The organism is [Scytonema hofmanni] UTEX 2349 (assembly GCF_000582685.1).
Classification (GTDB): domain Bacteria; phylum Cyanobacteriota; class Cyanobacteriia; order Cyanobacteriales; family Nostocaceae; genus Hassallia; species Hassallia hofmanni.
Map to the genome: position 1 here is coordinate 1,571,315 of NZ_KK073768.1, position 23,935 is coordinate 1,595,249.

General features: G+C 40.7%; 18 protein-coding genes. 6 read left to right on the forward strand and 12 right to left on the reverse strand.

From position 1 onward, the window contains the following. Positions 1-152: 152 nt before the first annotated feature. From TOL9009_RS0112180 to TOL9009_RS0112195, 4 genes are all read right to left on the reverse strand, one after another. Positions 153-2,315, reverse strand: a complete 2,163-nt coding sequence (locus tag TOL9009_RS0112180; protein ID WP_029633053.1) for a TolC family protein — start codon at positions 2,313-2,315, stop codon at positions 153-155. Between the two features lie 70 nt (positions 2,316-2,385). Continuing rightward, positions 2,386-3,948, reverse strand: a complete 1,563-nt coding sequence (kaiC, locus tag TOL9009_RS0112185) for a circadian clock protein KaiC (RefSeq protein WP_029633054.1) — start codon at positions 3,946-3,948, stop codon at positions 2,386-2,388. A gap of 72 nt (positions 3,949-4,020) precedes the next feature. Continuing rightward, complete coding sequence (gene kaiB, locus TOL9009_RS0112190; RefSeq protein ID WP_029633055.1) at positions 4,021-4,338, reverse strand: circadian clock protein KaiB; 318 nt, start codon at positions 4,336-4,338, stop codon at positions 4,021-4,023. A gap of 171 nt (positions 4,339-4,509) precedes the next feature. Next, positions 4,510-4,815 carry a circadian clock protein KaiA gene (locus tag TOL9009_RS0112195; RefSeq protein WP_029633056.1) on the reverse strand — a complete coding sequence of 102 codons (306 nt, stop codon included), beginning with the start codon at positions 4,813-4,815 and terminating at the stop codon, positions 4,510-4,512. A gap of 577 nt (positions 4,816-5,392) precedes the next feature. On the opposite strand from TOL9009_RS0112195, the gene TOL9009_RS0112200 reads away from it, so the two are divergent. After that, a complete protein-coding gene (locus TOL9009_RS0112200) occupies positions 5,393-8,815 on the forward strand; it encodes an ATP-binding protein (protein ID WP_029633057.1) in 3,423 nt (1,140 codons plus the stop codon). A 95-nt stretch (positions 8,816-8,910) separates the two neighbouring features. Here TOL9009_RS0112200 and TOL9009_RS0112205 read toward each other — a convergent pair whose 3' ends face one another. Then, positions 8,911-10,824, reverse strand: coding sequence for an ArnT family glycosyltransferase (locus TOL9009_RS0112205; RefSeq protein ID WP_029633058.1), 1,914 nt, complete (start codon positions 10,822-10,824; stop codon positions 8,911-8,913). A 204-nt stretch (positions 10,825-11,028) separates the two neighbouring features. Here TOL9009_RS0112205 and TOL9009_RS47210 point away from each other — a divergent pair, with 204 nt between their 5' ends. After that, positions 11,029-11,199 carry a hypothetical protein gene (locus TOL9009_RS47210; RefSeq protein WP_186227542.1) on the forward strand — a complete coding sequence of 57 codons (171 nt, stop codon included), beginning with the start codon at positions 11,029-11,031 and terminating at the stop codon, positions 11,197-11,199. Between the two features lie 34 nt (positions 11,200-11,233). Here TOL9009_RS47210 and iscB (TOL9009_RS0112210) read toward each other — a convergent pair whose 3' ends face one another. From iscB (TOL9009_RS0112210) to iscB (TOL9009_RS0112220), 3 genes are all read right to left on the reverse strand, one after another. Then, entirely contained in the window at positions 11,234-12,514 is a 1,281-nt protein-coding gene (gene iscB, locus TOL9009_RS0112210; RefSeq protein WP_029633059.1) for an RNA-guided endonuclease IscB, read from the reverse strand. A gap of 232 nt (positions 12,515-12,746) precedes the next feature. Further along, positions 12,747-13,334, reverse strand: a complete 588-nt coding sequence (locus TOL9009_RS0112215) for a hypothetical protein (protein WP_029633060.1) — start codon at positions 13,332-13,334, stop codon at positions 12,747-12,749. 154 nt (positions 13,335-13,488) lie between these two features. Next, positions 13,489-14,760, reverse strand: coding sequence for an RNA-guided endonuclease IscB (gene iscB, locus TOL9009_RS0112220; protein WP_029633061.1), 1,272 nt, complete (start codon positions 14,758-14,760; stop codon positions 13,489-13,491). 511 nt (positions 14,761-15,271) lie between these two features. Between iscB (TOL9009_RS0112220) and TOL9009_RS0112225 the strand changes: the two genes are divergently transcribed. Together TOL9009_RS0112225 and TOL9009_RS0112230 are read left to right on the forward strand one after the other, a co-directional pair. Next, positions 15,272-15,604: a DUF565 domain-containing protein gene (locus tag TOL9009_RS0112225; protein ID WP_029633062.1), complete on the forward strand. Its 333-nt coding sequence runs from the start codon at positions 15,272-15,274 to the stop codon at positions 15,602-15,604. Between the two features lie 118 nt (positions 15,605-15,722). Continuing rightward, positions 15,723-16,649 carry a glycerate kinase gene (locus TOL9009_RS0112230; protein ID WP_029633063.1) on the forward strand — a complete coding sequence of 309 codons (927 nt, stop codon included), beginning with the start codon at positions 15,723-15,725 and terminating at the stop codon, positions 16,647-16,649. Between the two features lie 114 nt (positions 16,650-16,763). Here the strand turns inward: TOL9009_RS0112230 and TOL9009_RS38950 are convergent, their stop codons facing one another. Continuing rightward, complete coding sequence (locus tag TOL9009_RS38950) at positions 16,764-17,477, reverse strand: class I SAM-dependent methyltransferase (protein ID WP_051502878.1); 714 nt, start codon at positions 17,475-17,477, stop codon at positions 16,764-16,766. A 346-nt stretch (positions 17,478-17,823) separates the two neighbouring features. Next, complete coding sequence (locus tag TOL9009_RS0112240) at positions 17,824-19,278, reverse strand: protein adenylyltransferase SelO (RefSeq protein WP_029633064.1); 1,455 nt, start codon at positions 19,276-19,278, stop codon at positions 17,824-17,826. Between the two features lie 135 nt (positions 19,279-19,413). Between TOL9009_RS0112240 and TOL9009_RS0112250 the strand changes: the two genes are divergently transcribed. Next, the gene (locus TOL9009_RS0112250; RefSeq protein WP_038296311.1) at positions 19,414-20,070 is read left to right on the forward strand and encodes an SMI1/KNR4 family protein; all 657 of its coding nucleotides are present in this window, start codon (positions 19,414-19,416) and stop codon (positions 20,068-20,070) included. 56 nt (positions 20,071-20,126) lie between these two features. Here TOL9009_RS0112250 and rimJ read toward each other — a convergent pair whose 3' ends face one another. Further along, positions 20,127-20,693 carry a ribosomal protein S5-alanine N-acetyltransferase gene (rimJ, locus tag TOL9009_RS0112255; RefSeq protein WP_029633066.1) on the reverse strand — a complete coding sequence of 189 codons (567 nt, stop codon included), beginning with the start codon at positions 20,691-20,693 and terminating at the stop codon, positions 20,127-20,129. 29 nt (positions 20,694-20,722) lie between these two features. Here rimJ and trmFO point away from each other — a divergent pair, with 29 nt between their 5' ends. After that, positions 20,723-22,036, forward strand: a complete 1,314-nt coding sequence (trmFO, locus tag TOL9009_RS0112260) for an FADH(2)-oxidizing methylenetetrahydrofolate--tRNA-(uracil(54)-C(5))-methyltransferase TrmFO (protein ID WP_038296313.1) — start codon at positions 20,723-20,725, stop codon at positions 22,034-22,036. A gap of 103 nt (positions 22,037-22,139) precedes the next feature. Here trmFO and TOL9009_RS38955 read toward each other — a convergent pair whose 3' ends face one another. Continuing rightward, positions 22,140-23,471 (reverse strand): patatin-like phospholipase family protein, encoded by a 1,332-nt coding sequence (locus TOL9009_RS38955; RefSeq protein WP_051502879.1) that lies wholly within the window; start codon positions 23,469-23,471, stop codon positions 22,140-22,142. Positions 23,472-23,935: the final 464 nt, after the last annotated feature.

Consider the following 23,935-nt stretch of genomic DNA (forward strand, 5'->3'; position numbering starts at 1 on the left):
ATGGGGGATGGGGAGACAATTAACCACCATCCACCATCCACTAACTAGTACAGTATGGCGTAAATAAACCACCCATTTCAAATCGCCAAAAAGTCTGCCCTATAAGCTTTTTAACTTTTGACTTTTGACTTTTGACTTCCAAAGAAGGGTTCCTAGCGCAACGCTCTAGAGGTGACAGAGCGTTGTAAACTAGCTAAAGCGCGGTTGTAATCCAAAATAGCTTGGACTCGATTTCCTTCGGCTCTAGTGAGTGCGGTTTCAGCGTCAATTACTTCCGTTTGAATACCTACACCAGCTTGAAATCGCAAACGCGCTAACCGCAAAGACTCTCTAGCTTGTTCTAGGGCACCTGTGGCAGTGTTGACGTTCTGCAAATTAGATTGGAGGTTAGAAAAGGCTTGTTCTACCTCAAAGCGGGTTTGATCGCGTTGTTGAGCAAATTGAGTTTCGGCGATCGCAATATCAGCTTTTCTTTGATCTGCCTGCGCTCTTGCTAATCCTCCATCAAATAATCTCCAGTTTGCTTGGACTCCCACAGAATAACCATCGGTAACGCCAACATTATCATTAAACTGATCTTGCAGATCGTAGCTGGCAACTAAACTAACTTGTGGACCTATTTGTGCAAGCGCTTGGCGTCGCTGTTGCTCAAAAATGTTACGTTGTGCTAACTGCTGTTGCAATTCCGGACGGTTTTGAAAAGCTAGAATAATGCTTTCTTCCAGCGTTTGATTCCAAAGACCTGCTAATCTTACCGGATCTGCGGCAACAACATTCACCGACTGACTCAAATTCAACCGAGTGGCTAACTGGCGGCGGGCAATTTGCTGTTGCGAGATAGAATTAGTTAGAGTTTGTTGAGCGTTTGCTAAATTCACCTGTGATTGCAATACAGAGAACCGCGTACCCACCCCAGCTTGTTCTAAAGCTTGTGCATCTCGTAAACTAGCTTGGGCATTAGTCACAGCCGCAGTGTTAATCCGCACGCTTTCATCTGCTTGTTGTAAGTTGTAGTAATCAGTGGAGACATTCAGCCGGATTACTTCGGATTGACGCTCAACATCCAACTCTTGAAACCGTACCTGTTCGTGAGCAGCTCTTCTCCTTGCCGAACCAGATCCAGAGGTATAGATGTCATAACTAAATTGCAAGGTACCACTAAAAGAGTCAGTGGGTTCATCTATACCTTGGTTTCCTCTCTGTGCACGAGCTAGGTCTGAATTAGCGAACTCTCCTTGAATTTCCGCACTCCGCTGACCGCCGGCAGATTGAGTGCGATTTATACCAGCGTTCAGATCAAGAGTGGGTAATAAACCGGCTTGAGCCTCGCGTAAAGCCGCTTGAGAGCGTTTTAGCTGGAATAATGATACCTGTAGCTCGCGATTATTTCGCCGTGCCAGTTCCAGCGCTTGTGCTAAAGTAATCGGCTGAGTTCCCTGTAACCTTACTTCTTCTGGTTTAGTAGGAAACTGCAACGGATTTGGATTTTGATTGAGATAATCAGGAATTTCTACGGACTGTGTAGATGCGGGGGTTACTGGTGTTGGTGTTGGTGTTTGCACTCCTCCTCCAGGAGCGGGGGTAGGAATCGGTGTTATTGGTGTGGTTCTGGGTGTTTGTGCCTGAGTTACCGAATTACCACCAGTAGAATTATTTTGTCTTTGTCGGCAGGCTTTTAAGTCAATTACCCCATCGGTTAAGGAAAAGTTTTGGCTGCTTTGTCCTTGTTGGGGGCAAATCTGCTCTTTGTTTAGTAAACTTGCTGCTGTTGAATCAGAAGTTGAAACTTGTGATACTGTCTGCAACTGAGTATCCGGATTTTTGTTGTTTGTCAACGGTGCCGGAAATGTAGTTGCTTTTTGGGAAACTGAAGCCGGTGTATTTTGTGCTAATTTGAATGAGTAGATGCCCAGCGGCTTGATATTAGACATCGCGCTTTGTTTTTCAAAAGCGATGGGAGAACGAATTTTATCTCCTAACTCAAAATAATTTTCACTCGGCACCCAACTGGATACTATACCTTTTTGTCCGATTAACACACCAGTCTTGCCCGTCACTGTTGGTGGGATAGTGTTACGAATTAAAGGCTTAACTGTAACTGTAGTCCGGGCAGATTTTATGACATCTGGTATACTATTTCTGGCGGTATTGGGCAGTCCTTGATTGATGATGTCTGTAAGTGTGGAACTTGAGACATTACCAGAAGCAGCCACCTGTACTTGATTTACTTTTACTGTTTCAGCCGAAGCAGGCTGAATTGCTAATATTACTATCACACCAGGCAAGAAGCTATGGAATAATTGCTGTACTTTCACCGCATCCCCTCACACGAAATCAAGCGGCAGAAATCTTTTACTCACCACAGAATGTAGCACGATGCCAAGTTTAGGAATCGGAACTCTGTTTGTCTTCAAAACGTTTGACGATGCGAGAAAGTTCCGCCTTTTCATCGATACTAACGCGGGTTGGCGCACCGCTGATAATTCTTTCGTAGTTTCTGAAAGAATCTTTAATTTCTGGACCATCGGCGGTAATATTGTACTCCCGGATACCTTTATCGTGCCAAGAACCGCGCATTTTGAATACGTTAATGGCTCTTGACATCTCGCCGCGAATTTCTACATACTGCAACATGATAATTGTGTCAGTAATTGTAGAAATATGAGAATCTGTAATTGAATGAGAACCCATGAATTGGTCAGTTGTATTTGTGAAAAAACCTGTAATTTCTTCTTGTTTAGCGTAACCCGTAACCCCAATTACAAATTGCCGAAATGCATTATTGCTTACTCCCCTTGCTAGTGCTGAAAGAGAATCAATCGCAATCCGAGCCGGTTTAAATTCAGCAATCTCTGATTTGATAATTTGTAGGTGGTCTTCTAAACCGGTAGATTCCGGATAAGTACAAATTATTTTCAATAAACCTTGATGTTCTAATTCTTCAAAATCAATTCCCCAAGATTGAGCGTTTCGAGACAATTGAGCGCGTGATTCTTCATAAGCAAATAATATTGAGCGATCGCTATTAAGGCAAGCTTCCTGGATAAATTGGCTAACTAATAAAGTCTTACCAGTGCCAGTAGCTCCTGTTGCCAAAATAATAGAATCTTTAAAGAAACCACCACCGCACATGTCATCTAAAGTTTTCACTCCAGAAGATACGCGGATATTAGAAGACCTTTGCGTTAAGCGCATGGCTCCCAGTGGAAAAATATTAACTCCGGCATTGGTTATAGTAAAAGGATACTCACCTTTCATATGAGTTGTACCGCGCAATTTGAGAATTTCAATTGTGCGACGCCGGCGTTCTCCTTCTAAAACGTTGCGGACAATTGCTACATTATCCGAAACAAATTCTTCTACCCCAAAAGAGGCTACAGGACCATATTCTTGAGCGCGTTCGGTAGTAATGATTGTGGTGACATTTAGTAGTTTAAGACGTGCAACAAGGCGAAAAATTTCCCGTCGCACGACTCCAACAGCTTCATACTGTTGAAATACCGCTGTGATAGAATCTATTGAAACTCGTTTTGCTTTATATTTACGAATTGCATATTGCAGTCGCTCAATGAGTGCTGAAAGGTCAAAGTTTCCAACTATATCTTGACCTTCCGGATCGGGAGAAGCATCAAGAATAAATAATTTCCCTTCAGCGATTAGGTGTTGTAAATTCCAACCAAAAATAGCCGCATTTTTAATGATATCACTTGGCGATTCTTCAAAGGTAACAAATACTCCCGCTTCATCAAAGTAGGTGATACCAGTATAGAGAAATTGAAGAGATAATAAAGTTTTGCCGGTTCCAGAGGTGCCGCTGACTAAAGTAGTTCTACCAAGAGGTAAACCACCATGACTTATGTCATCAAACCCCTCGATCATTGTGCGAATTTTTTCTAAACCCCTACTTGGTAAGGTATTGCTAGCTTGTGTTTGCTCGTTTTCATTCATTGCCAGTTAAATTAACAAATCAAAATCAAATCCATTTCTATGACTAAAACTGCTAGTTTTTGATTAAATAATCTATTCGCTAAAATAGTCTTCTTCAGTTAGTTCTTCATAAAGTAAATCCAATCCTATCAACACTTTTTCTCTATCTGAAAGATCACCAATTATTTTGCGAACTGGTGGGGGCAAAATCTTGGATAATGTCGGTGTGGCTAATATTTTATCTTCTTCTGCTAGTTGCGGGTTTTTGAGTACGTCGATTACTTTCAAAGCATAAATACCTTGAAATTCTTGCTCTAATATGTTTTTGAGTATTTTTAACGCCCGTACTGAATTGGCGGTGTTCCCTGCTACATAAAGTTTGAGAACATAGGTCTTTCGGACTTTATTCATAAAAGTACAGGCTATAGTAAGAAATTAAACTACGCACACGTAGGAGCTAGGAGCAACAAGTCAATCTTGGTCTACGCACTGTTGGTTCGGGCATTAAGAGCGATCGCATGTTTAAAAGAACGTTTCCAACCCTCGGTAACTTTTATACTGGTGTTCCAAAAAGCGTTCAATTTATTTAGAAATCGAACTTCTATATGCTTCGCACAGGTGAGCCAAAACATCAATCAGTGTCAGCCGATAATCAAGTAACGATTCATTGCTCCTTCCTTCTAATTTTAGCTGTTTGGAAAACTCTTCAATTAAATCCATATGAATCTCTATAATTTGGGGCACAGGAATATTAGCACAAAATACTCCATTGATAAATTTATCAATTTTTTCCTTCAGTGTTTTGTCTGTGGTAAAGTAATTAATAAGAATTTGTCGGTAATCTGATTTAAGTTGCTGCAACAATGCCTGCTGGTCGGCTCTCGTCATCTGCTAAAAAACTGCTGAGGTTTTGGGCAATGTAAATAAATTATAATATTTCAGGTTTAGGAGGTACATGCGTAAAACCCAAAACCCGCTCAGAGACGTAGCATTGCTACGTCTCTACCTGTATTTAATAACAACGCAATCTGCTGTATCTATCTAAATATAGATTTTGGGAATTTACTCCTTGATAAGATATTTAAACGAAGTTAAAGGATTGTCGCATTCTAAATCATTATAATTCCTCAAGGTTTAAAAGCGAATCTTTAGAGCCATAATTGTTCTAGCTACAGAATATTGCTTTCTCGATTTAAACACAGGAGGATACACTTAAGGATGCTTGACAAAAGTGACGAGCGGCTTAGTTTCACACCGCCGTAATAATTGTTAACTTTTCTGCTAAGTACAGAACAGACACTATCGATTTGTTCGCCCATTGAAACAATGGCGTTGAATTTGTAACCACAATAGGGCTATTTGAGTCTTCGTCGGATATTGCTTTAGCCGGAAACGTCATCGGCTAGTTACGAAAAGCAGGTGGTGATGCTGGAGCTTCCACAGGAAGAATGACAACCAAAGTTTTATGCCAATGTTACAGTACCCGCTTTATGATTTTGTGGCAACCGTACCGAGTTGTACAGAAACAACAACTCTGGGAGTTTTGCTAGAAATATTTGCCCAACAACAGTGCGATCGCATCGTAGTGGTGAATGAGCAAGAATACCCAATAGGGTTGCTGTACTCATCCCGTTTAATACCACAATTTTTGGCGGCAAAACAACGCCAAGGAAATTTTAAATTTTTAGATTTACAGCAGCCAATCTCAATTTTAGATAAAGCTTTAATTGAACCAATACAAACATTGTCTGCATCTGATAATGTGGATCAATTTGGCTTATTTTTGCGTTCTCAAAGTGACGAAAGCAATAACTTAAATTGGGCGATAATTGATCGGGGTAAAAAATATTTGGGGTTGCTAGATACAGTTAGCCTGTTACGATTGTTAGCGCAAGTGGAAATTGATGCAACAGAGAGCGATCGCTCTGTGGGCAAAAAATATGCCCAAAAATCTCGCTCTCATGTAGAGCAGAAAAATGCTAGGAGTACCACAATACCCAAGCGTAGACCCAGAGGAGTTTGTCGTCAAACATCGTCCAAACAAGAACAATATCAGCCACATAGACACAAACCACTGGTGCAGTTATTGGAACGATTACCTTGGCCCTTAATGTTGCAAACTAGTAGTGGCGAAGTAGTCACCCAAAACCCAGCATGGTGGCAACAATTAGGTGGATTGAAAGATCCAGAAGGAGTAAGGCAACAAATAGGAGAAATATTAAATTCACAAAACAAAAAATCAGAATATCCTACAGCCACGATTGGCAATATCATTAACACATGTAACGTTTTGGACGAGGATATATCTAGAGATATTCAAATTAATTGTCGAGAAAATACTTCCTCTGCCCGGAATGAAGTAATAACGAAAAAAAACTTTTCACCACGAGAAACGATACCAATAATCAAAAAATTACCGGAGCAAATCTTTACTGAAGCTAATGCCCCAAATCAATGCTTTTTTGATAGAAATTTAGGAATATGCACCTGCATTTTGGAAGTGCAAAATGGTCAAGAGCGAGTTTGGCAATTTGCGAAAATTCCCTTAGATAGCATTGAATTTAAAATCCTGGGTGGTGAGTTAGAAATGCCCTCTACACAGGAATCAACAGGTAATGAATTGTGGTTGATTTTAGCAACTGATGTAACTGAACAGCAGCAACTTTGTAAAGAACTGGTGGCAAAAAATGCCGACTTAGTTCAATTGAATCGTTTAAAAGATGAATTTTTAGCTTGTATTAGTCACGAATTAAAAACACCTTTGACTGCGGTTTTAGGATTATCAAGGTTGCTTGTAGATCAACAATTAGGAGAATTAAACGAGCGTCAAGCGCGTTACGCGGGATTGATTCATCAAAGCGGACGACATTTAATGAGTGTGGTCAATGACATTTTAGATTTGACCCGCATGGAAACTGGACAGATGGAGTTAACTTTTACACCGACAAAAATTCGTGCAGTATGCGATCGCGCTGCATCCGAAGCAAAAGCCATCCACACTCAAAAGAGTAAAACTCCAGTCAACATCCAACCTCAAGCTTCACGTTCACTGGATCATCGATTTACCCTTTGTATTGAACCAGGTTTAGACCAAATCATCGCCGATGAATTACGCTTGCGGCAAATGTTGGTACATTTGCTTTCCAATGCCTTCAAATTCACCGAAACAGGTGGAGAAATTGGACTGCGGGTAAGTCGTTGGGAAGGTTGGATTGCTTTTACAATCTGGGACACAGGTATAGGCATTCCCGAACATCAACAGCACTTAATATTTCAAAAATTTCAACAACTAGAAAATCCCCTCACCCGCCAATTTGAAGGTACAGGTTTAGGGCTAGTATTAACTAGAGCTTTGGCACGTCTCCACGGTGGTGATGTGAGCTTTCTCTCTCGTGAAGGCAAAGGCAGCCAATTTACTTTACTATTACCCCCCAGTCCTCCAAAAACAAACTTCGGCGATCAAGATATGGGGGAAATAGAAGACACCGTAGCCGATAAAATCGAAGACGCGGATAGCTTTCCCGTGTTGCCTCGTTCTCGTGTCAGCGTGTCTTCAACTCCTGCCAATCTTGCCGCTAGCGGACAACGTTTAGTGTTAGTAGTTGAGGCAGTACCTCGATATATTGAAGAACTCACCGAGCAGTTGACAGGTTTGGGTTATCGGGTAGTGATTGCGCGATCGGGATGTGAAGCAGTTGAAAAAGCCCGTCGTTTGCAACCCAAAGCTGTATTCTTGAATCCATTGTTACCCCTTTTATCGGGTTGGGATGTGCTGACTTTAATTAAATCGGATGCTGCAACTCGTCACATCCCAGTGATTGTGACAGCTACAGGAGCCGAAAAAGAGCAAGCATTTACTAATAGTGCCGATGGTTTTATCAGCTTACCAGTGCAGCATCAGGTTTTGGCACCACTTTTAGAAAAGTTGTGTGCAGCACCAGAAGCGCAGCAACTGAGTCAAGATGGTACAAAAATCAATATTCATACTCCACTGCGAATTCTTCGGTTGGTCAATTCCGAATTAGAATCTGTCAATCCCCATCCATCACTGCGAGAACATCGGGTAATCGAAGTTGATGATTTAGATCAGGCAGAACTTTTGGCGCGAGTTTGGCAGTTCGATGTAATATTGCTGGATAAAGAAATTTCCCAGCCAAAAGATTATTTGCAACAACTCAGTCAACACTCTCGTTTGGCAGCTTTACCATTAGTTACCTGCGATGTCGCAACGACATTAGAAGCTTCACAAGTGGATGGACTTTCTGTATTTCCTTGCTTGTCGTCATTTACCAACGGTAACAATAGTCAAACAGGGAAAACAGACGCTTTACTGTCAGTGCTGCAAATTGCTTCTGGGATGTGCTGTCCACCCAGCTTGTTAGTAGTTGATTTGACCATGTTGCCCGATCTGCCACAGTTAACGCGCAAGCAGATTAGCCATTATGGATCGTCCAATAATTCCGCACTCAACAATTTAACAGCCGAGCGTGGTTCGGAGTGGTTTCAAGCTTTAATTCAGTATCTACAAACAGCAGGTTTCAAAGCCGCAATGGGTCGCTCTTGGGCAGAAATGTTACAACAAATTCGCCACCATAGCGTTGATTTATTGTTGATTTGTTTAGGTGAATCTTCTAATGAAAAAGAAGCGCGAGCCGCACTGAAAACATTAGGACAATTGCCTTTTGATTTGCCACCGATTTTAGTACTTGACCAGCGATTAAATCCGGAAGAGGTTAGTTCAGCGCATAATAAAAACCAGAAAAAAACTCAGGATAAATTGGAGTCAATAGAAACGGTTGTGGATGCGATCGCTACTCAGATTTTGCCCCGCTCAATCTCGATGGAAGATTTGTTAAACCAGATTAATCAAGCTTTGAAAAGTGGTTAGTGGGCATTGGGCATTGGGCAAGTGAAATTCACAAAATTTCTTTTTATTCCCCTTTTCCCTTTCCCCTTTCCCCCTCTTTAAATTCCCACTATCCACTAATTCTTCAAACCCACTCTAATCAATTGATAAGCACCACTGGTACCTAAATTTTCGTAATCGGCTGGTTGCAAACCCATTTGTATCAACTTTTTCGGCTGAGAGAGAACCAGCACTGAGTCCGGTTGTGCTTTATTGGCTGCTTGTTTTTGGATATGCTTTTGAGCTTGTTCAGTAAATTTGAAGAAAGTTACATTTTGTTGAGTGTAAAATACCACAGTTGGTTTTTTAAACCCAACCATGATTAATTCTTCATTTGGTTGTTTTGCTTGGACTGCGATCGCTGATAATTCTCTTAAGGGCAACTGACGCTCATGATCTACCAAAAATAAAGCAGGCGTCAGCACAACAATTAAAAATGCCGTAAATCCCAGTAAATTTACAACGATAATCGGTAGCCAAACGCGACGCAATAATAAAACCGCAATAATTACCGCAGAAAGTAGCCAAATTACACCCCCCAACATCGGTAAATTTAACTGTTGAAGTTGTTGGGGAAAGTTAGGTGCAGCTGGATCTTTACCTAATAATTGGGGTAAGTGAAATAATGCTACTCCTACCGCCGATAAAAACGCTACATTTACCCAGCCACTCCAGAGGGGGAGAGGGGAAGCAGGGGGAGCAGGGGGAGCAGGGGAAGCAGAAGAAATTACCCCTTGTCCCCCCACTCCCACAATCCCCTTATCTAAGAAAAAGTCGCTCCAGAAGAGCGTCACTAAAATTGCCGCTGCTGGCATTAAAGGTAAAACATAACTGGGGAGTTTGGTGACAGCAACGGTGAAAAAGCCAAAGATAACAATAAACCAGACAAAAGCAAATAAACCAAGTTGTTGAGAGCGTTCTTGAGAGCGCCAATATTTTATTTGCCAAAACTTCAGCCTTGCGATCGCAACCGGCAAGTAAATTGAGTATGGCGCAAAGCCTAGCAGCACTACTACAAAGTAAAAATACCAGGGCGCTCTGTGACCATTAACGACTTCTGTAAAGCGTTCTAGGTTGTGATAGCCAAAAAACGAGTTAATATAATTCCAACCATTGCGCCAAATTACCAACACATACCAGGGTACTGATAAACCAAAGACAATCAGCATCCCCATCAAAAGGCGCATTTCTCGCAACACTTCTGGCAACGAACCTACGTAAAGCAAAAACGCTGCGATAATCAGCCCCGGTAAGACAATTCCCACCGGTCCTTTAGTCAAAATCGCCCCAGCAATTAGCACATAAAAAGCTAAATACCACTTATTCGGCAATAGCGATTGGCGATTAGCTATTAAGGATTGGGAAGAATTCACTTCTGTATCTCTTCCCCATTGCCCATTGCCCATTGCCCATTGCCCATTGCCCATTCCCTCCTTTGCGTAGCCGAGAAAAAAGCATAACAAAGCTGTTGCTACGCATCCAGTTAGCAGCATATCTGAGACACCTGTTCTTCCCCAGACAATCATTTCTGGAGTCAGTGCCATGATAACGGCTCCTAAAGCAGCTGTTAACCAGCGTCGAGTCGGGCGAGAAATATGCTCTAACTCGTCAAGTCTAGCCAGATACATGAGCAAAGTGTAATACGACAGACTAATCACAGCAAGGGCAGCGATCGCACTTGGCAGACGCACGGCAAATTCATTCACCCCAATAATTGCATAGGCGATCGCTTGACACCAATAAATCAAAGCAGGCTTATCAAAACGAGTTTCACCATTGAAAAACGGCGTGATCCAATCACCCGTAACGAACATTTGGCGGGAAGCTTCGGCAAACAACGGCTCAGTCTCATCAATCAAGCCAATACTGCCCAAATTCCACCCATAACCCACCCAAACAATCAAAATCAACCACAAAATCGATAGAGTCACAGCCAGAACTGGACGCTTTCCTAAATTGTTGAACCATCGGTCAACTGCGCGATTAGTCATTGGTCATCAGTCATTAGTCATTAATTACTAGTTCGCGATCGCGGATTATAACAATCAATAGTTACTAGTCAGCGACAACTAGTCAATAGTCGTTGAAAACTTAAGTTTTGTTCTTTCTAATTAGGCATGATCGCAATGGGCAATAGGAATTAAACAAATTCTTTGAAAGTAATGCCCGTTATAATACGATTCTTTCCATGCCCAATGCCCAATTCATCTAATCCTCCAGGAGACTCCCACCAAATCTGTACTCAGATTGGTGGTGAGACGCCAGTCGCTACAAGTCGGCAGAGCCGCCCAACGCGCTGGCTCAGGAATGGAGGGGGAATTACGAAACGTTCCTTGAATGCCTTTGAGCGAATGCGAAAACAATGAGAGGAACAGTTGAGTAATTCCCAATTTCTTGGGCTTACGTTGCATACGAATAACCATCCTTTGCATGAATACGTTTACAAAATTTGTGAGATATTCCTTGAATCAATCCGTTTTTAGTTGAAATATTGAAACTACCAGATGAACGAATCGCCACTTTTCCAACATAATTACCAATCTTTTTACCAGTAGTAACAATTGCTTTAACAATGTCTCCAGTTTGAAAACCAAAATGTATTTTTTCTCTAGGTACGTGCCGATTTGGAATACCGAACTTATCGGTTCTACATGATTGTCTAGACCCGTGACCGTTAGCTGTGATTAACAATGGTTTAATACCTTTAATGTTGAGAATTGGAGTGGATTTCCCAACACAAGCCGCATCTAGCCAGTGAGTTTTTTGGAGCATTTGTTGACTACGATTAAACTTGGTTAAACCGCCTGAACCAGTTTCTACTTGTAATCCAGTTGATTCTAACTCTCTAAACAAAGCCCAGCGTGTTGTATTAACGGCTGCCGCATCTGCCAACGGTCTTTTTGCTTGCTTCAAGATTTTTTCTAATTTACTTGGGTCTTTTTTTAAGAAGTCTTTGATATCTTTAGTCCCCTTTTTGACGTTACATTTTTCGCAACTTAGAGTGAGGTTTGTGATTGAATTAGACCCTCCCCTGGCTCTCGCATGAATATGTTCAACTTGAAAAGGAACATCTTTAATCCCGCAGTAAGCGCATTCCCTATTCCACTTTTCAAGCAAGTACTCACGAGCCTCATAACCTTGGAGAGTCCCCTGTTGATATTCGCTTCCTTGAATGTCTGAATTCCTCATTAACTGCATATCAAAGCGCACTAACTCTTGACTAATAGCCGTAATTGGTGCAAATCGACGTAACTTATTAATCCAGGTTTTTATATTGTCAACACGACTTTGCAAGCTTGGTGCTAACAAGCCAGGACGGGTTCTATTTAAAAATCTTGGTTTGCGATATCTAGTTTTCCTAGCGCGTCTACCACGCCTTAATTGCCTTCTAGATGTCAAAGCATCTCTAATCGCAAAACCTCTGTGCTTTAATTCAGCAGCAAATACAACCTTTCCACTTGCATCGTTAACTAATGCGATGCCCGTAAATTTAGCACCAGGGTCGATTTTTAATCGCAGTGACTGAACTTCAGGGTTAGGACATAATTTTTTGAGAATAATTGTGAATGGAAATTGACGGTAAACTGCTGCTTTTTTGTTTCGTAATAACTGCCTCGCCTGTGCTGAGTGTATGGGATCTAACGGTCGTTTGTTTTGGTCGATAACGAATACTTTGGACATAAGTCCCTCCTTTCGGGTAAAGTTAGCCTAGACAATGATTTAAAGGCTTTTACGCTAACAGCACGCGATCTAACCCATTACACCTGTTTAACTGTTAACCTCAGAGCTACAAACTGGCTGCGTATTCGTAGGTGAGATGACCCAAAAATCGTAGTGACTCAACACTTAGTCGGGTAAACTCTGGGCTTTCAAAGCCCCCACTGAAACGGTACTCCGTTCAGTGGTGGGTAGTTTACTGACTTAGAATTAATTGCCATTCTTTGCCTTGAGCATTCCAAACAGGTATGGGAGTTTCGCCGACAACATAGGGTCCCCAGTAACGACGAGAACCATCTTGGGCAAAAGCGACTAAAATATCTCCCTTCTCTAGCTTGAAGTTACCCTGAGGCAAAGAAAGAATTAGTCCCTTCTCATTACCTTCTCTAGGGGCAAAATCCCAATGCGCTGGCACATCGAAAGAGTTAGTTTGATCGGGAGCAGTTTTTACAGGCGATCGCTGAAGCATTGCTAGTCGCACAGGCTGATCTGTTTGATTGCTCATTCGCAAACTGCCTTGATCCCCCGTTTTAGGAGCCGAGTTATCATTACTATATGTTAAGACGGAATTACCAGTCTCTTTACTGGTGTATTCTGCCTTGTTCTCAAAAACAGGTGCAGAATCTGTTATCTGCTTTTCAGGCTTTTTTGTAGGCGGAAGAAAAGACTTTTCTGGCTTTTCCGACTCGAAAGACACACTTATTTGAAAGTATGCCATCAGCAGTCCAAGCAGCCCCAAAGCACAAGCTACGACAGTAGCGTTACGATACACTGACGACTTCATATTGATAATTATTAGAAATAAGTATTTTCTTTAGGCTTGCCCAAATAGTAGCCTATTATCCAAAAAGCAACTCAAAAAAATTGCCTTTTATGGGTGAGAAACTGTAGCTTGATTTCTGTACATATCTCTACACATCTGGTCATTTTGTCGAGGTCTAGGCGTAGTCATAACCATCCCTCCTGTGAACAGGTGTTAAATATTCCAATTTGACAGACCTCCGTTTTTTGTCAATAACAAACTCACCGTAACCACGCGACATTGGGCAGACTCGTGCTGTAAAAGTTCCAGCGTATTTACCTTTTGGGACATCTGCGCGAACAATGTCACCAGTACAAAACCCTAGAATTGGACGAAGTGGACGATGTTTTTGTGGATAACCAAATTTATCCGTTTGGCAGCGTTGTCTGCCACCAAAACCTGTTGCCTTAATCTTCAAAATCTTTGTCGTAACAAGTTTGATGGTTTCGACTACACCAATACAAGCCGCATCAATCCAGTGAGCTTTCGGTAGCTCAAACCGAACCCGATTGAACTTAGTTTGTCCTCCAGTCCCAGTACTAACAGGCAATCCAATCTGTTTAAGAGTATTGAACAGCGACCACCTAGTAGAGTTGACCGATGCTGCATCTTTGAGTGGTGTTTTAGCTTGTCGCAATACTCGATTTAAGACATCTGGCTTACCTTTGAGGAAGTCTTTGATATCTTTGTCTGTTTTGCGCTGATTACACTTGTGGCAAGCTAAACAGAGATTTGATATCCGGTCAGAGCCACCTTTCGACCTTGCCTGGATATGCTCAATTTCCAAAGGAGCGTCTTTGACACCGCAGTAAGCACACTGGCGATTCCACTTTTCTAATAGATACTCACGGCATTCGTAACCTTTTAAAGTTCCTTGCTGGTACTCAATTCCTGAAATCTCAGGATTTTGAATTGCCTGAGTATCGAACTTAACTAGCTCCTGAACAATTCCTCCAATTGGGGCAAACCTCTGGAGGCGTTTTACCCAGGTTTCAGTTGTTAAAACACGATGTCGCAGTGAGGGAGCCAACCAACCATTGGGACGTTTGCGATTAAGAAATCGAGATTGCCGATAACGAGTATTCCGATTTCTTCGTCCTCTACGCACCGCTTGACGATGCTGTAGCGCGTCCTTGATTTGCTGACCACGATGTTGTAACTCCATTCCCCAAATGACATCGCCTTGATTTGTAACTAGTGCAATGCCAGTAAACTTTGAGCCTGGGTCGATTTTGAGCGCAAGTGGATACACATTTGGATTTTCAATGACTCGCTTCAGTATCAGAGTGAACGGATAGCGACGAAACACGGCAGCTTTACCAGAGTCCAGAAGCTTTCTAGCTTGTGCCGGATGCACTGGATTGAGAGGAGCTTTATTTTGGTCAATCAGAAAAACGTAATTTGACATATTCTGTCAGCCTTATTGCTAAGTAATGTTTGCCTCTCCCAAGGGGAGACGCTTCGCGAACGACAATGATTTAAGAGCTTGCGAGTGACTGCCACACGCGGATTTATAAACCGTTAATCCGTGCCTTAATGACAATCGACAGAGCAACAAACTAGCGTTCATTCGTTGGTGTCATGACTCAAAAATCGTAGACCTCGAAAGTCTTAGTCTGCACGCTCGGTAGAGATGTGAATAAATGTCTAACTCTGGGTAGGTTTTACCGAGCGGCTACTCTTGAAATTAGCAGATAAAGTGTATCAAAAATATCATTTTTAGCAAAACTATACCTGTAGGAAAGTCGTACCAACAAGCTTTTCGTCTTGGCTCAGGATGACAAGATGTATAATTTTTTATTTACGTAAAAAATCAAGAGATATTTACAATACTATTTAAACAAACTTCTCCTCAAGCCGATATTCTTAATATAGAAGTATTTCATAATATTTTAACTTTTGCATAAAAATCTTAGGAAATGCAAAATACTCGTCTCAATAATTTGTCGAATGCGATCGCTAGCCGCCTAAGGGAATGGTTTTTCAATCCTTGGCGACGACTATCGCTGCTATTGATTAGTTTTTTGTTCGGTTTCTTTTTGGGATCGGCAGTTGCTACCACAGCCGGACAAACTGCTGAATGGGATATTGTGGTAGCGGGAACTTTAGTTGTAGTGATCGAGGTTAGTAGTAGAATATTCTACCGTAGCAGCATTTTAGCAAGGCGATCGCTCTGGATAGAATCGCTAAACTATTTAAAAGTTGGTTTCACCTACAGCCTATTTCTCGAAGCCTTCAAGCTGGGATCTTGAGGAGACAAGGAGGAATTTTATGAGGGGAAAAGGGTAAAGGGTAAAGGAAGAAAAGTTTTTCCCTTTTCCCGTTCCCCTTTCCCCTTCCTGCTGCCCAATGCCCAATGCCCAATGCCCAATGCCCAATGCCCAATTACATCTTTTGAAATCGATCTACCCAGCTTTTAGGGAGTTTTGCGAAACTAGGCTACATCGTCAACCCGACGCGATGTTAGGTGTGTTGTCAGATTTGTGGCTACCTTTGGCAATGCAACTTGCATCACGCCGTCAAGAGTTGGGGCGTCCATTTATACAGGGAATTTTAGGAGGACAGGGAACCGGAAAAACGACAATGTGCGCGGTTCTTACCTTGATTTTGAAAGAGTTGGGATATCACACCCTGAGTTTATCATTAGATGACTTATACAAAACTTATAGCGATCGCCTGAAACTAACACAGCAAGACCCCCGTTTAATTTGGCGTGGTCCCCCAGGAACCCATGATATAGACTTAGGCTTAACTGTATTAGATCGAATTCGCCACTTACAAAATCCAGTAGCAGTTCCCCGCTTTGATAAATCTGCTTACGGGGGTGCGGGTGATAGAATCACTCCAGAAATTGTCGAAGATATAGATATTGTTTTATTTGAAGGTTGGTTTGTTGGCGTGCAACCCATCGATCCCGCAGCATTTGATACTGCACCCCCACCAATTATTACAGATGAAGATAAAGCATTTGCTCGTGACATGAATCGTCAATTAAGCGATTATCTACCACTGTGGCAGCGATTGGACAGCTTAATCGTACTGTATCCCAATGATTATCGATGCTCCTTAGAGTGGCGTCTCCAGGCAGAACAGCAGATGATTGCTGCTGGTAAATCAGGTATGAGCGAAAAAGAGATAGAGCAATTTGTTTATTATTTTTGGCGTTCTCTCCATCCCGAATTATTCATCAAACCATTGATAACAATGCCCACATTGGTTGATTTAGTTATCGAGATTAATACTGACCATAGTTTTGGTGCAGTTTATCAGAAATTTGGGTTTAAAACCCCGTCCTAGAAAGACGGTAAAGGATAATACCGTTTTTATATGAAGATGTATATAATTTAGCCCACGCAGGTGGGCTTTGTTTGTGTAGCCCCAGGCTTCCAGCCTGAGGGCAAATGTGCAGCTTCAACATTTCCCCTTTTGATAATTCAAAGCATTTTCAATTTTAAATGTACAAAGTTGACTCGGCTTACCATACAAACAAATATCCTTTTCGTAAGGGGTAATTAAAACTAGTTCTACACCCGTTAAATTAAAAGGTTCCTTATCTAAAAAAATTCCGGAGTTGTATAGCAATCTAATATCAGCACCCGTTGATATATCTAAGTTTGGTATACAATTTAATTCATCAACTGGGTGGCTTTCCGTAATAAATACATATTTATATTGAGAAACTTTTTCTAAAATTTTCTTGACATTTTGATTAGATAAATGTTGTAAAACTTGGCGTATTAAACATATATCTCCTTGCGGTAAATCTTCTTGCATAATATCAAGACATACAAATTTTATATCTCTATTAGTATATTTTTCATTGTGGCTTTTTATTAATTTTGGTACTATATCTACACCTGTATATTGATATTGAGTTTGACAATTTGCTAGGTTTTCCAAAAGTTGTTGACCAACTCGAAAATCACCACATCCTAAATCTACAATTTTAAGATTTTTCAAACTATTTTTCACGGCAAAATCGGTGATAAATTCACAATAAGCTCGTGAAAAAGTATTGTCTGAACCTTTTCCAGAGTAAAATTCTCCTAAATTTCCACCCCAGATGTTATTGGCATATATTCCGGCAAATATATCAGTAGTTGAGGTTTTTTGATATTGTTCCATAGTAAAATAAGAAAAAATTATCTAATATTTTCAATCAAATTTACAATGAATAATTACTTTTGTCTAGTAAGTTTTTAGCATTTGACTAAAAACGTACATTTCAATCTGAAAATTCCTTAAGTGTAGACCTACCATTCACCAACAGCAAAGAGCATCCTACCGCAGATTTCAGGTAAATGAAATACATGGGTAAAACCCAAAATCCTGTAGAGACGTTCCACCGGAACGTCTCTTTTTTCCCGGTGGAACGTCTCTTTTTTCCCGGTGGAACGTCTCTTTTTTCCCGGTGGAACGTCGCTTTTTTCCCGGTGGAACGTCGCTTTTTTCCCGGTGGAACGTCTCTTTTTTATTGACCCGACCGAATTTTTACAATTAACTCATAAAAAGGTTGCCAATTATCTTCTTGAGCGATCGCTTCCCAAACCGATTCAATCAGAGGTCTTAATAACGGTGTTTGCGGATTATAACGAGTTAAGCACTTACCAACCTTTTCTACCTCTTCAGCAGTTAAATTAGTCAAAATTCGATGATATATACCAGACCAATTGACAAATAACTCTGTTGCTCCTAAAGATTGCCCAATCTCAGAATCTCTGAGGATATCACTAGCATTATCTGCCCACTTGGTAGAAAAGCTGCTAGCCATTTCTGCAAAAAAGTGATGATAACTAACTGGATACATCTTTAAGAATTCAATAGTTGCCTTTAAAAGTTCTTCAGCTTCTGATATAGGCAACTGTTCAAAGCCTAATTTTTTCAACATCAAAGAGCGATATTCATTATGATAATGCTCATCAAAAGTTGAGATTGCAAACTCCATGTCATCTTGAGCAAAAACACTCTTTAACGGTTCTTGAAGCATTTGTAAATTTAACTTACAAATACCTGGTTGCTGGCTGTAGCAGTAGCGCCCATAAGCATCGAAATACGCAGCGACAAAGTACGGATCGTAACTAGAAATAAATGCATAAGGTCCATAGTCAAAACTTTCACCCGTAATCGACATATTGTCAGTATTTAAGACCGCATGACAAAAGCCCCCTGCCATCCATTGCGCTGCTAGTTCTGCTACTCGCTTAACTAATTCTGCATAAAATAAAGCGTATTTATCTTCTCTAGTTATTAAATGTGAGTAATACTGTTCGATTACGTGGTCTAAAAGCCTTTTGGTTAAATCTGGACGTTTAAAATAGTGCAGTCGCTCAAAAGTGCCAAAGCGAATATGAGATTTGCTCATTCTGATCATTACTGATGAGCGAGTCGGAGAAGGTTCATCACCACGCCACAAAGATAAACCTGTTTCAATCAAGCTTAAACAGCGCGAGGTTCGCACACCCATATAATGCAGCGCTTCTGCCGCAAGAACTTCCCGCATACCACCTTTGAGTGTGAGCATTCCATCTCCACCACGGGAGTAAGGCGTTCTGCCAGAACCTTTTGTGCCAAAATCGTACAATTCGCCATCAGTGCCGCGTACTTGCCCGTAGAGAAAGCCTCTGCCGTCACCTAAGCGGGAATTGTATTCACCGAATTGATAGCCGTGGTAACGCAGCGCTAACAATGGTTTCCGCCCAACGAATTTGCCAAAGGCGACGATAAAATCTTCGTCTGATACGAGTTGGGGATCTAGCCCCAAACGCGGCAGAAGTTCGTCGTTACGCCACCGCAGGATGTGTTGGGGAAATTCTGCTGCTGCAACTTCGTCGTAGTAGTCATCGCCCAGAGATTCTAAAGCTGGTTCGTAGTTGAGAGCAACAAAAGGATTGTTAGAAGCGTCGTTTTGAGTTTCAGCCAAAGTCATTACGAGCCAAACTTGATATATTCTTTCTTTAATACTACCTCTGGTGGGGAATGACAGCACTTTTATTAGCTTTAATTGAACAAGGCTCGCTAAAATTTGTCTATGGCAGCGCAACTTTAAATTCTGGAGCGCAAAATGGATAAACTTTGGCAAATAAGAAACAAGTTGACTCAATTAGCAATTTTAGATACAACATTTCAGGTTTTTGGTTCAGAATCACACCAATATCAATTCAATTCTTGCTTGGAGGAAGGAGAAATTCAAGCTTTTGAATTCAAATATAATATTCGCCTACCCTGTGAATATCGAAACTTTTTGTTAGAAGTTGGTAATGGCGGTACTGGACCAGGATACGGTTTATACAGACTACCAGACTTGGAAAATGAAACTCAAATAACAGCAATACCGAGTAAAAAAAATGAAGGTTTATTGTGCAAACCATTTCCCTTAAAAGAGGCGTGGAATGATTTAACTTTGATGATGAAAGACAAAGCTGATTGCGAGAGCAACCCTTACTTTGATAACAAATTTGTACAGGGAACTATCACCATTGCACATTATGGTTGTGGGATTTACGCTATCTTAGTTGTGACTGGAGAACAAGAGGGAAAAATTTGGATAGATGACCGGACTAATGATGCTGGAATTTATCCTGCTACTTTAAATTTTTGTCATTATTTCCATGCAGACGATCCAGATGACTTTCAATCATGTGAAGAAGAACAGGAACCTTTGAGTTTTTATGATTGGTATGAAGACTGGCTCAACCAAAGTCTACTGCAAGTTTTCTAGGTATCGCCTAATTTAGGCGTATGGGTGCATTTTATACGATTTTGGATTTTAGATTTTTAAGCTTGCCAATTAGGATTTATGAGACTCGTCAGGATGTGGTCTTGCCATTGCCCATTAATTAACAAGTAATCTCTAGCATACCCTTCTACAAAAAATCCTAGCCTTTTTAACAAATTGCCGCTACGCTGATTGTGAGGCATATAGTTTGCCATTATTCGGTGTAAATTTAATTGTTGAAAGACATATTCAATTGCTGCATTTAGTGCTTCTGTCATATAACCTTTACTTTGTTCATTTTCGGCAATACTGTATCCTACAGAGCAAAATTGAGCCGCTCCCCGAATAATGTTACGAAAGTTGATATTGCCGATAATTGTTGTTGGTTCTGATTTGACAAAAATAAACAGTTTTAATGCTAGATCATTAATAAATTCTTGTAAATCTATTTCTACTTGTATCTGCCAATATTCTTGTGTGAAGAATTTTTCGTTCCACTGAGGATAGAATGGTGTTAGATAAGTTTTGTTGTGTGTGAAGTAGTTTATAATTTGGGGTATATCTTCTTTGGTTGCTAGTCGTAATAATAGGCGATCGCTTGTGATCAATGGCGGTTCTAATATCATAGAAATATGAAGGAATTAAAAATTTAACTATGCAACAACCGATACAAGTGATTGGAGGTGGACTAGCGGGAACAGAAGCAGCGTGGCAAATAGCGTCTGCGGGAGTGCCGGTGATTTTTTGGGAAATGCGACCAAAACGCTTTAGTCCGGCACATCATACAGAACATTTGGCAGAGTTGGTATGTAGTAATTCCTTTGGGGCAATGGCAAGCGATCGCTGTGCCGGTCTATTACATGAAGAACTGCGACAACTCAATTCTATCGTCATTTCCAAAGCTGATGAACACGCTGTTCCCGCAGGTGGTGCGCTAGCTGTAGATAGAGGACAATTTAGCCAAGATTTAACCGAAACTTTAGCTAAACATCCTTTAATTGATTTCCGTCGCGGGGAAGTAAGCGCGATTCCTGAAGGAATTGTGGTCTTAGCAACAGGTCCATTAACTAGTCCCGATTTGGCGGAAGATTTGCGACGCTTCAGTGGGATGGAATATCTCAGCTTTTTTGATGCTGCTAGCCCGATTGTTGTGGGAGAATCGATTAATCGCGATATTGCTTTTATGGCGTCGCGCTACGACAAAGGCGAAGCTGCTTATTTGAACTGTCCGATGAATAAAGAACAGTATTTGCGGTTTTGGGAAGAACTCCGTAAAGCTGAACAAACTGAATTAAAAGATTTTGAACGAGAAACAGCAAAGTTTTTTGAAGCTTGTTTGCCAATTGAAGAACAGGCACGACGCGGTGAAGATACCATGCGTTATGGTCCGCTTAAGCCTGTAGGATTGTCAGATAGTCGCACTGGGGAACGTCCTTACGCTGTGGTGCAGTTGCGCCAAGAAGATAAAGCCGGTCAACTTTGGAATATGGTAGGATTTCAAACTAATCTGCGTTGGGGCGAACAAAAGCGAGTATTTCAGCTAATTCCCGGTTTGGAAAATGCCGAGTTTGTCCGTTTGGGTGTGATGCACCGCAACACCTTTATTAATGCCCCACAGTTGATGTCTGCAAGTTTGCAATTTAAGCAGCGCCCAACTTTACTTGCAGCTGGGCAGTTGATTGGTACTGAAGGCTACACCGCAGCATCTGCCGGTGGTTGGCTGGCGGGAACGAATGCAGCCCGGTTAGCGTTGGGTAAAGAAGCTTTGACGCTACCAAATACAACGATGATGGGGGCATTGTTTGAGTTTATTAGTTCCGCTTCACCAAAGCATTTTCAACCGATGCCGCCAAATTTCGGGATTATACCAGAGTTGGGTGTTAAAGTCAAGAGTAAACCGGAGCGTTACGGACGTTATCGCGATCGCTCTTTAGCTGACCTTGCTGCATGGAAAGCTAATCAGTTATAGGTCATATCATGGGAGCGCAAATCACACATATCTGTAGAGACGTTCCAATGGAACGTCTCTACGAGGGTTGCGATGTTTTTGTTAAGTAATTTTTAGGTTTTAATTATTTGCTAAATGTTACCAGTACCTCTTCTCGAATAAATTTTTTGATTGCTTTTTGTACTTCTGAGGATTCATTCTTTTTATCGCCATTAATGTATTTTACAGCAGCCTCTTTCAACACTTGTATATTGCCCAAGCTAGCATTAGCCATATCGTTATCAATTCTTTTTTTAATTAATGAATTTTTTCGTAAATATTTGTTCTCGATTACAGGCTTCTGAGCAAATTCTTTCAAGGCTGAAAGAATGTCTTGGTTTGGAGTAATTTTTTGCCCTTTTAATACTTCTTTACACATTTTGTTATATAACTCATTACCTTCCTGTATATCTTCTTTTATATACACAGTTTGATTTAATTCAAATTGAAGACGTAAATATTTTTCTTCTCCCATTAAGCTTTTGCAAATTCTATCCTGAAGTTCTCCTTGACCAGCCATAAATACATTAGAAATGCGAGTTCCCCATCCTATTAGTCCCCAACCTCTCATCTTTTTAAATTCATATGGTTCGGTATCTTGACCAGCTCCAATCGAAAGTAAGGATATATTTTCGAGTTTATAGCCCAAATCTAAGGCATGAGCGATCGCGCATAGAGAAGGATTGTTAGCAGTTACTCCACCATCAACATGGGGAAAACTCCATTGTGTTCGTATCTCCTCTCCTTTTTCATTTTTTATTATTTTCTTTTCATCGTAGTTTGCATATAGATATTCTTCATGGTCTAATTCAAATCCAGGAAAGAAGGTAGGAGCAGATGCAGAACTAACACAAATCTTCCAAAGAGGTTGCTTTAAGTACCACGGAAGTTCGTTACGAGCTTTTTTTCGATCATAGTAATTAGTAAAAAAAGTTGTATTTCTGTATAATGTATCGTAAGCAAGAATTAACAAAATTGGTTTAGGAATTTCTTGTCCTTCATTTTTACCTACATCTTTTAAGGTAACTTCTTTTCCATTTATTGTTAAAACTTTTTTTAAAACCTTAATTAAGCCTTCGTTATCATATTTAGGCGAAGATAATCCATATTTTAAAATTATTTTTGCTCTTTTTACTATATTGAAAACACTCCAAAAACCATGATAGGGAAATATTGTTTCTCCCTCCTTCTCATACATTTCAATCAAATCTTTTATTGGTTTACCAATCGCAACACCTGCTGCTAAAAGAGAGCCAGTAGAAGTCCCAGCAATCATATCAAAGTGTTCTAGTAAACTTGTACCTTTCTCTTCTAACTCTTTTTCTACTTGTTGAAGTATAAGAGCTGATATTATCCCACGAATACCACCACCATCTAAACTGAGAATTCTGAATGGTTTGTCGCTGTTATTTACCATGATTATTTCCTAAAAATTAATGATTTTGAAAGCTTAAAATCAGACCAAAAGACCATAACCTTTTAGTTTCACCATATGTTCAAAATGGTCACGAACAAGGTAAAAGTAAAGTTACAAGCAAAGGGCAAAAATCACTACCGTAAGAGGATGTTTGAAAAGTCCTCTTGTTGGTAGCAAAACGTTTTAGATCCCCCTAAATCCCCCTTAAAAGGGGGACTTTAATTCCGGTTCCCCCCTTTTTAAGGGGGGTTAGGGGGGATCAACAAGTGCCTAAAATCACAGTTAACTACTTTTCAAACAACCTCTAATGGAGTAGTACGAATCCTAGACTGGAGAGCGGTTTTCAAGTCAGACTCTTAAATTATTCTTGAATGTTGAGTTCTGTAACACTCATATCACGGTAATTTGTAGTTCGTAATTGGTAATTTTCCCATAACCAAGTTAGGTTTTTGTACTTTAATAGA

Bases quoted from the DNA above. Each gene is read 5' to 3' on its own strand.
- kaiC (WP_029633054.1), bottom strand. From the start codon at position 3,948: ATGAATGAAAACGAGCAAACACAAGCTAGCAATACCTTACCAAGTAGG.
- kaiB (WP_029633055.1), bottom strand. From the start codon at position 4,338: ATGAATAAAGTCCGAAAGACCTATGTTCTCAAACTTTATGTAGCAGGG.
- TOL9009_RS0112195 (WP_029633056.1), bottom strand. From the start codon at position 4,815: ATGACGAGAGCCGACCAGCAGGCATTGTTGCAGCAACTTAAATCAGAT.
- TOL9009_RS0112200 (WP_029633057.1), top strand. From the start codon at position 5,393: ATGCCAATGTTACAGTACCCGCTTTATGATTTTGTGGCAACCGTACCG.
- TOL9009_RS0112205 (WP_029633058.1), bottom strand. From the start codon at position 10,824: ATGACTAATCGCGCAGTTGACCGATGGTTCAACAATTTAGGAAAGCGT.
- TOL9009_RS47210 (WP_186227542.1), top strand. From the start codon at position 11,029: ATGCCCAATTCATCTAATCCTCCAGGAGACTCCCACCAAATCTGTACT.
- iscB (WP_029633059.1), bottom strand. From the start codon at position 12,514: ATGTCCAAAGTATTCGTTATCGACCAAAACAAACGACCGTTAGATCCC.
- TOL9009_RS0112215 (WP_029633060.1), bottom strand. From the start codon at position 13,334: ATGAAGTCGTCAGTGTATCGTAACGCTACTGTCGTAGCTTGTGCTTTG.
- iscB (WP_029633061.1), bottom strand. From the start codon at position 14,760: ATGTCAAATTACGTTTTTCTGATTGACCAAAATAAAGCTCCTCTCAAT.
- TOL9009_RS0112225 (WP_029633062.1), top strand. From the start codon at position 15,272: ATGCAAAATACTCGTCTCAATAATTTGTCGAATGCGATCGCTAGCCGC.
- TOL9009_RS0112230 (WP_029633063.1), top strand. From the start codon at position 15,723: ATGCCCAATGCCCAATTACATCTTTTGAAATCGATCTACCCAGCTTTT.
- TOL9009_RS38950 (WP_051502878.1), bottom strand. From the start codon at position 17,477: ATGGAACAATATCAAAAAACCTCAACTACTGATATATTTGCCGGAATA.
- TOL9009_RS0112240 (WP_029633064.1), bottom strand. From the start codon at position 19,278: ATGACTTTGGCTGAAACTCAAAACGACGCTTCTAACAATCCTTTTGTT.
- TOL9009_RS0112250 (WP_038296311.1), top strand. From the start codon at position 19,414: ATGGATAAACTTTGGCAAATAAGAAACAAGTTGACTCAATTAGCAATT.
- rimJ (WP_029633066.1), bottom strand. From the start codon at position 20,693: ATGATATTAGAACCGCCATTGATCACAAGCGATCGCCTATTATTACGA.
- trmFO (WP_038296313.1), top strand. From the start codon at position 20,723: ATGCAACAACCGATACAAGTGATTGGAGGTGGACTAGCGGGAACAGAA.
- TOL9009_RS38955 (WP_051502879.1), bottom strand. From the start codon at position 23,471: ATGGTAAATAACAGCGACAAACCATTCAGAATTCTCAGTTTAGATGGT.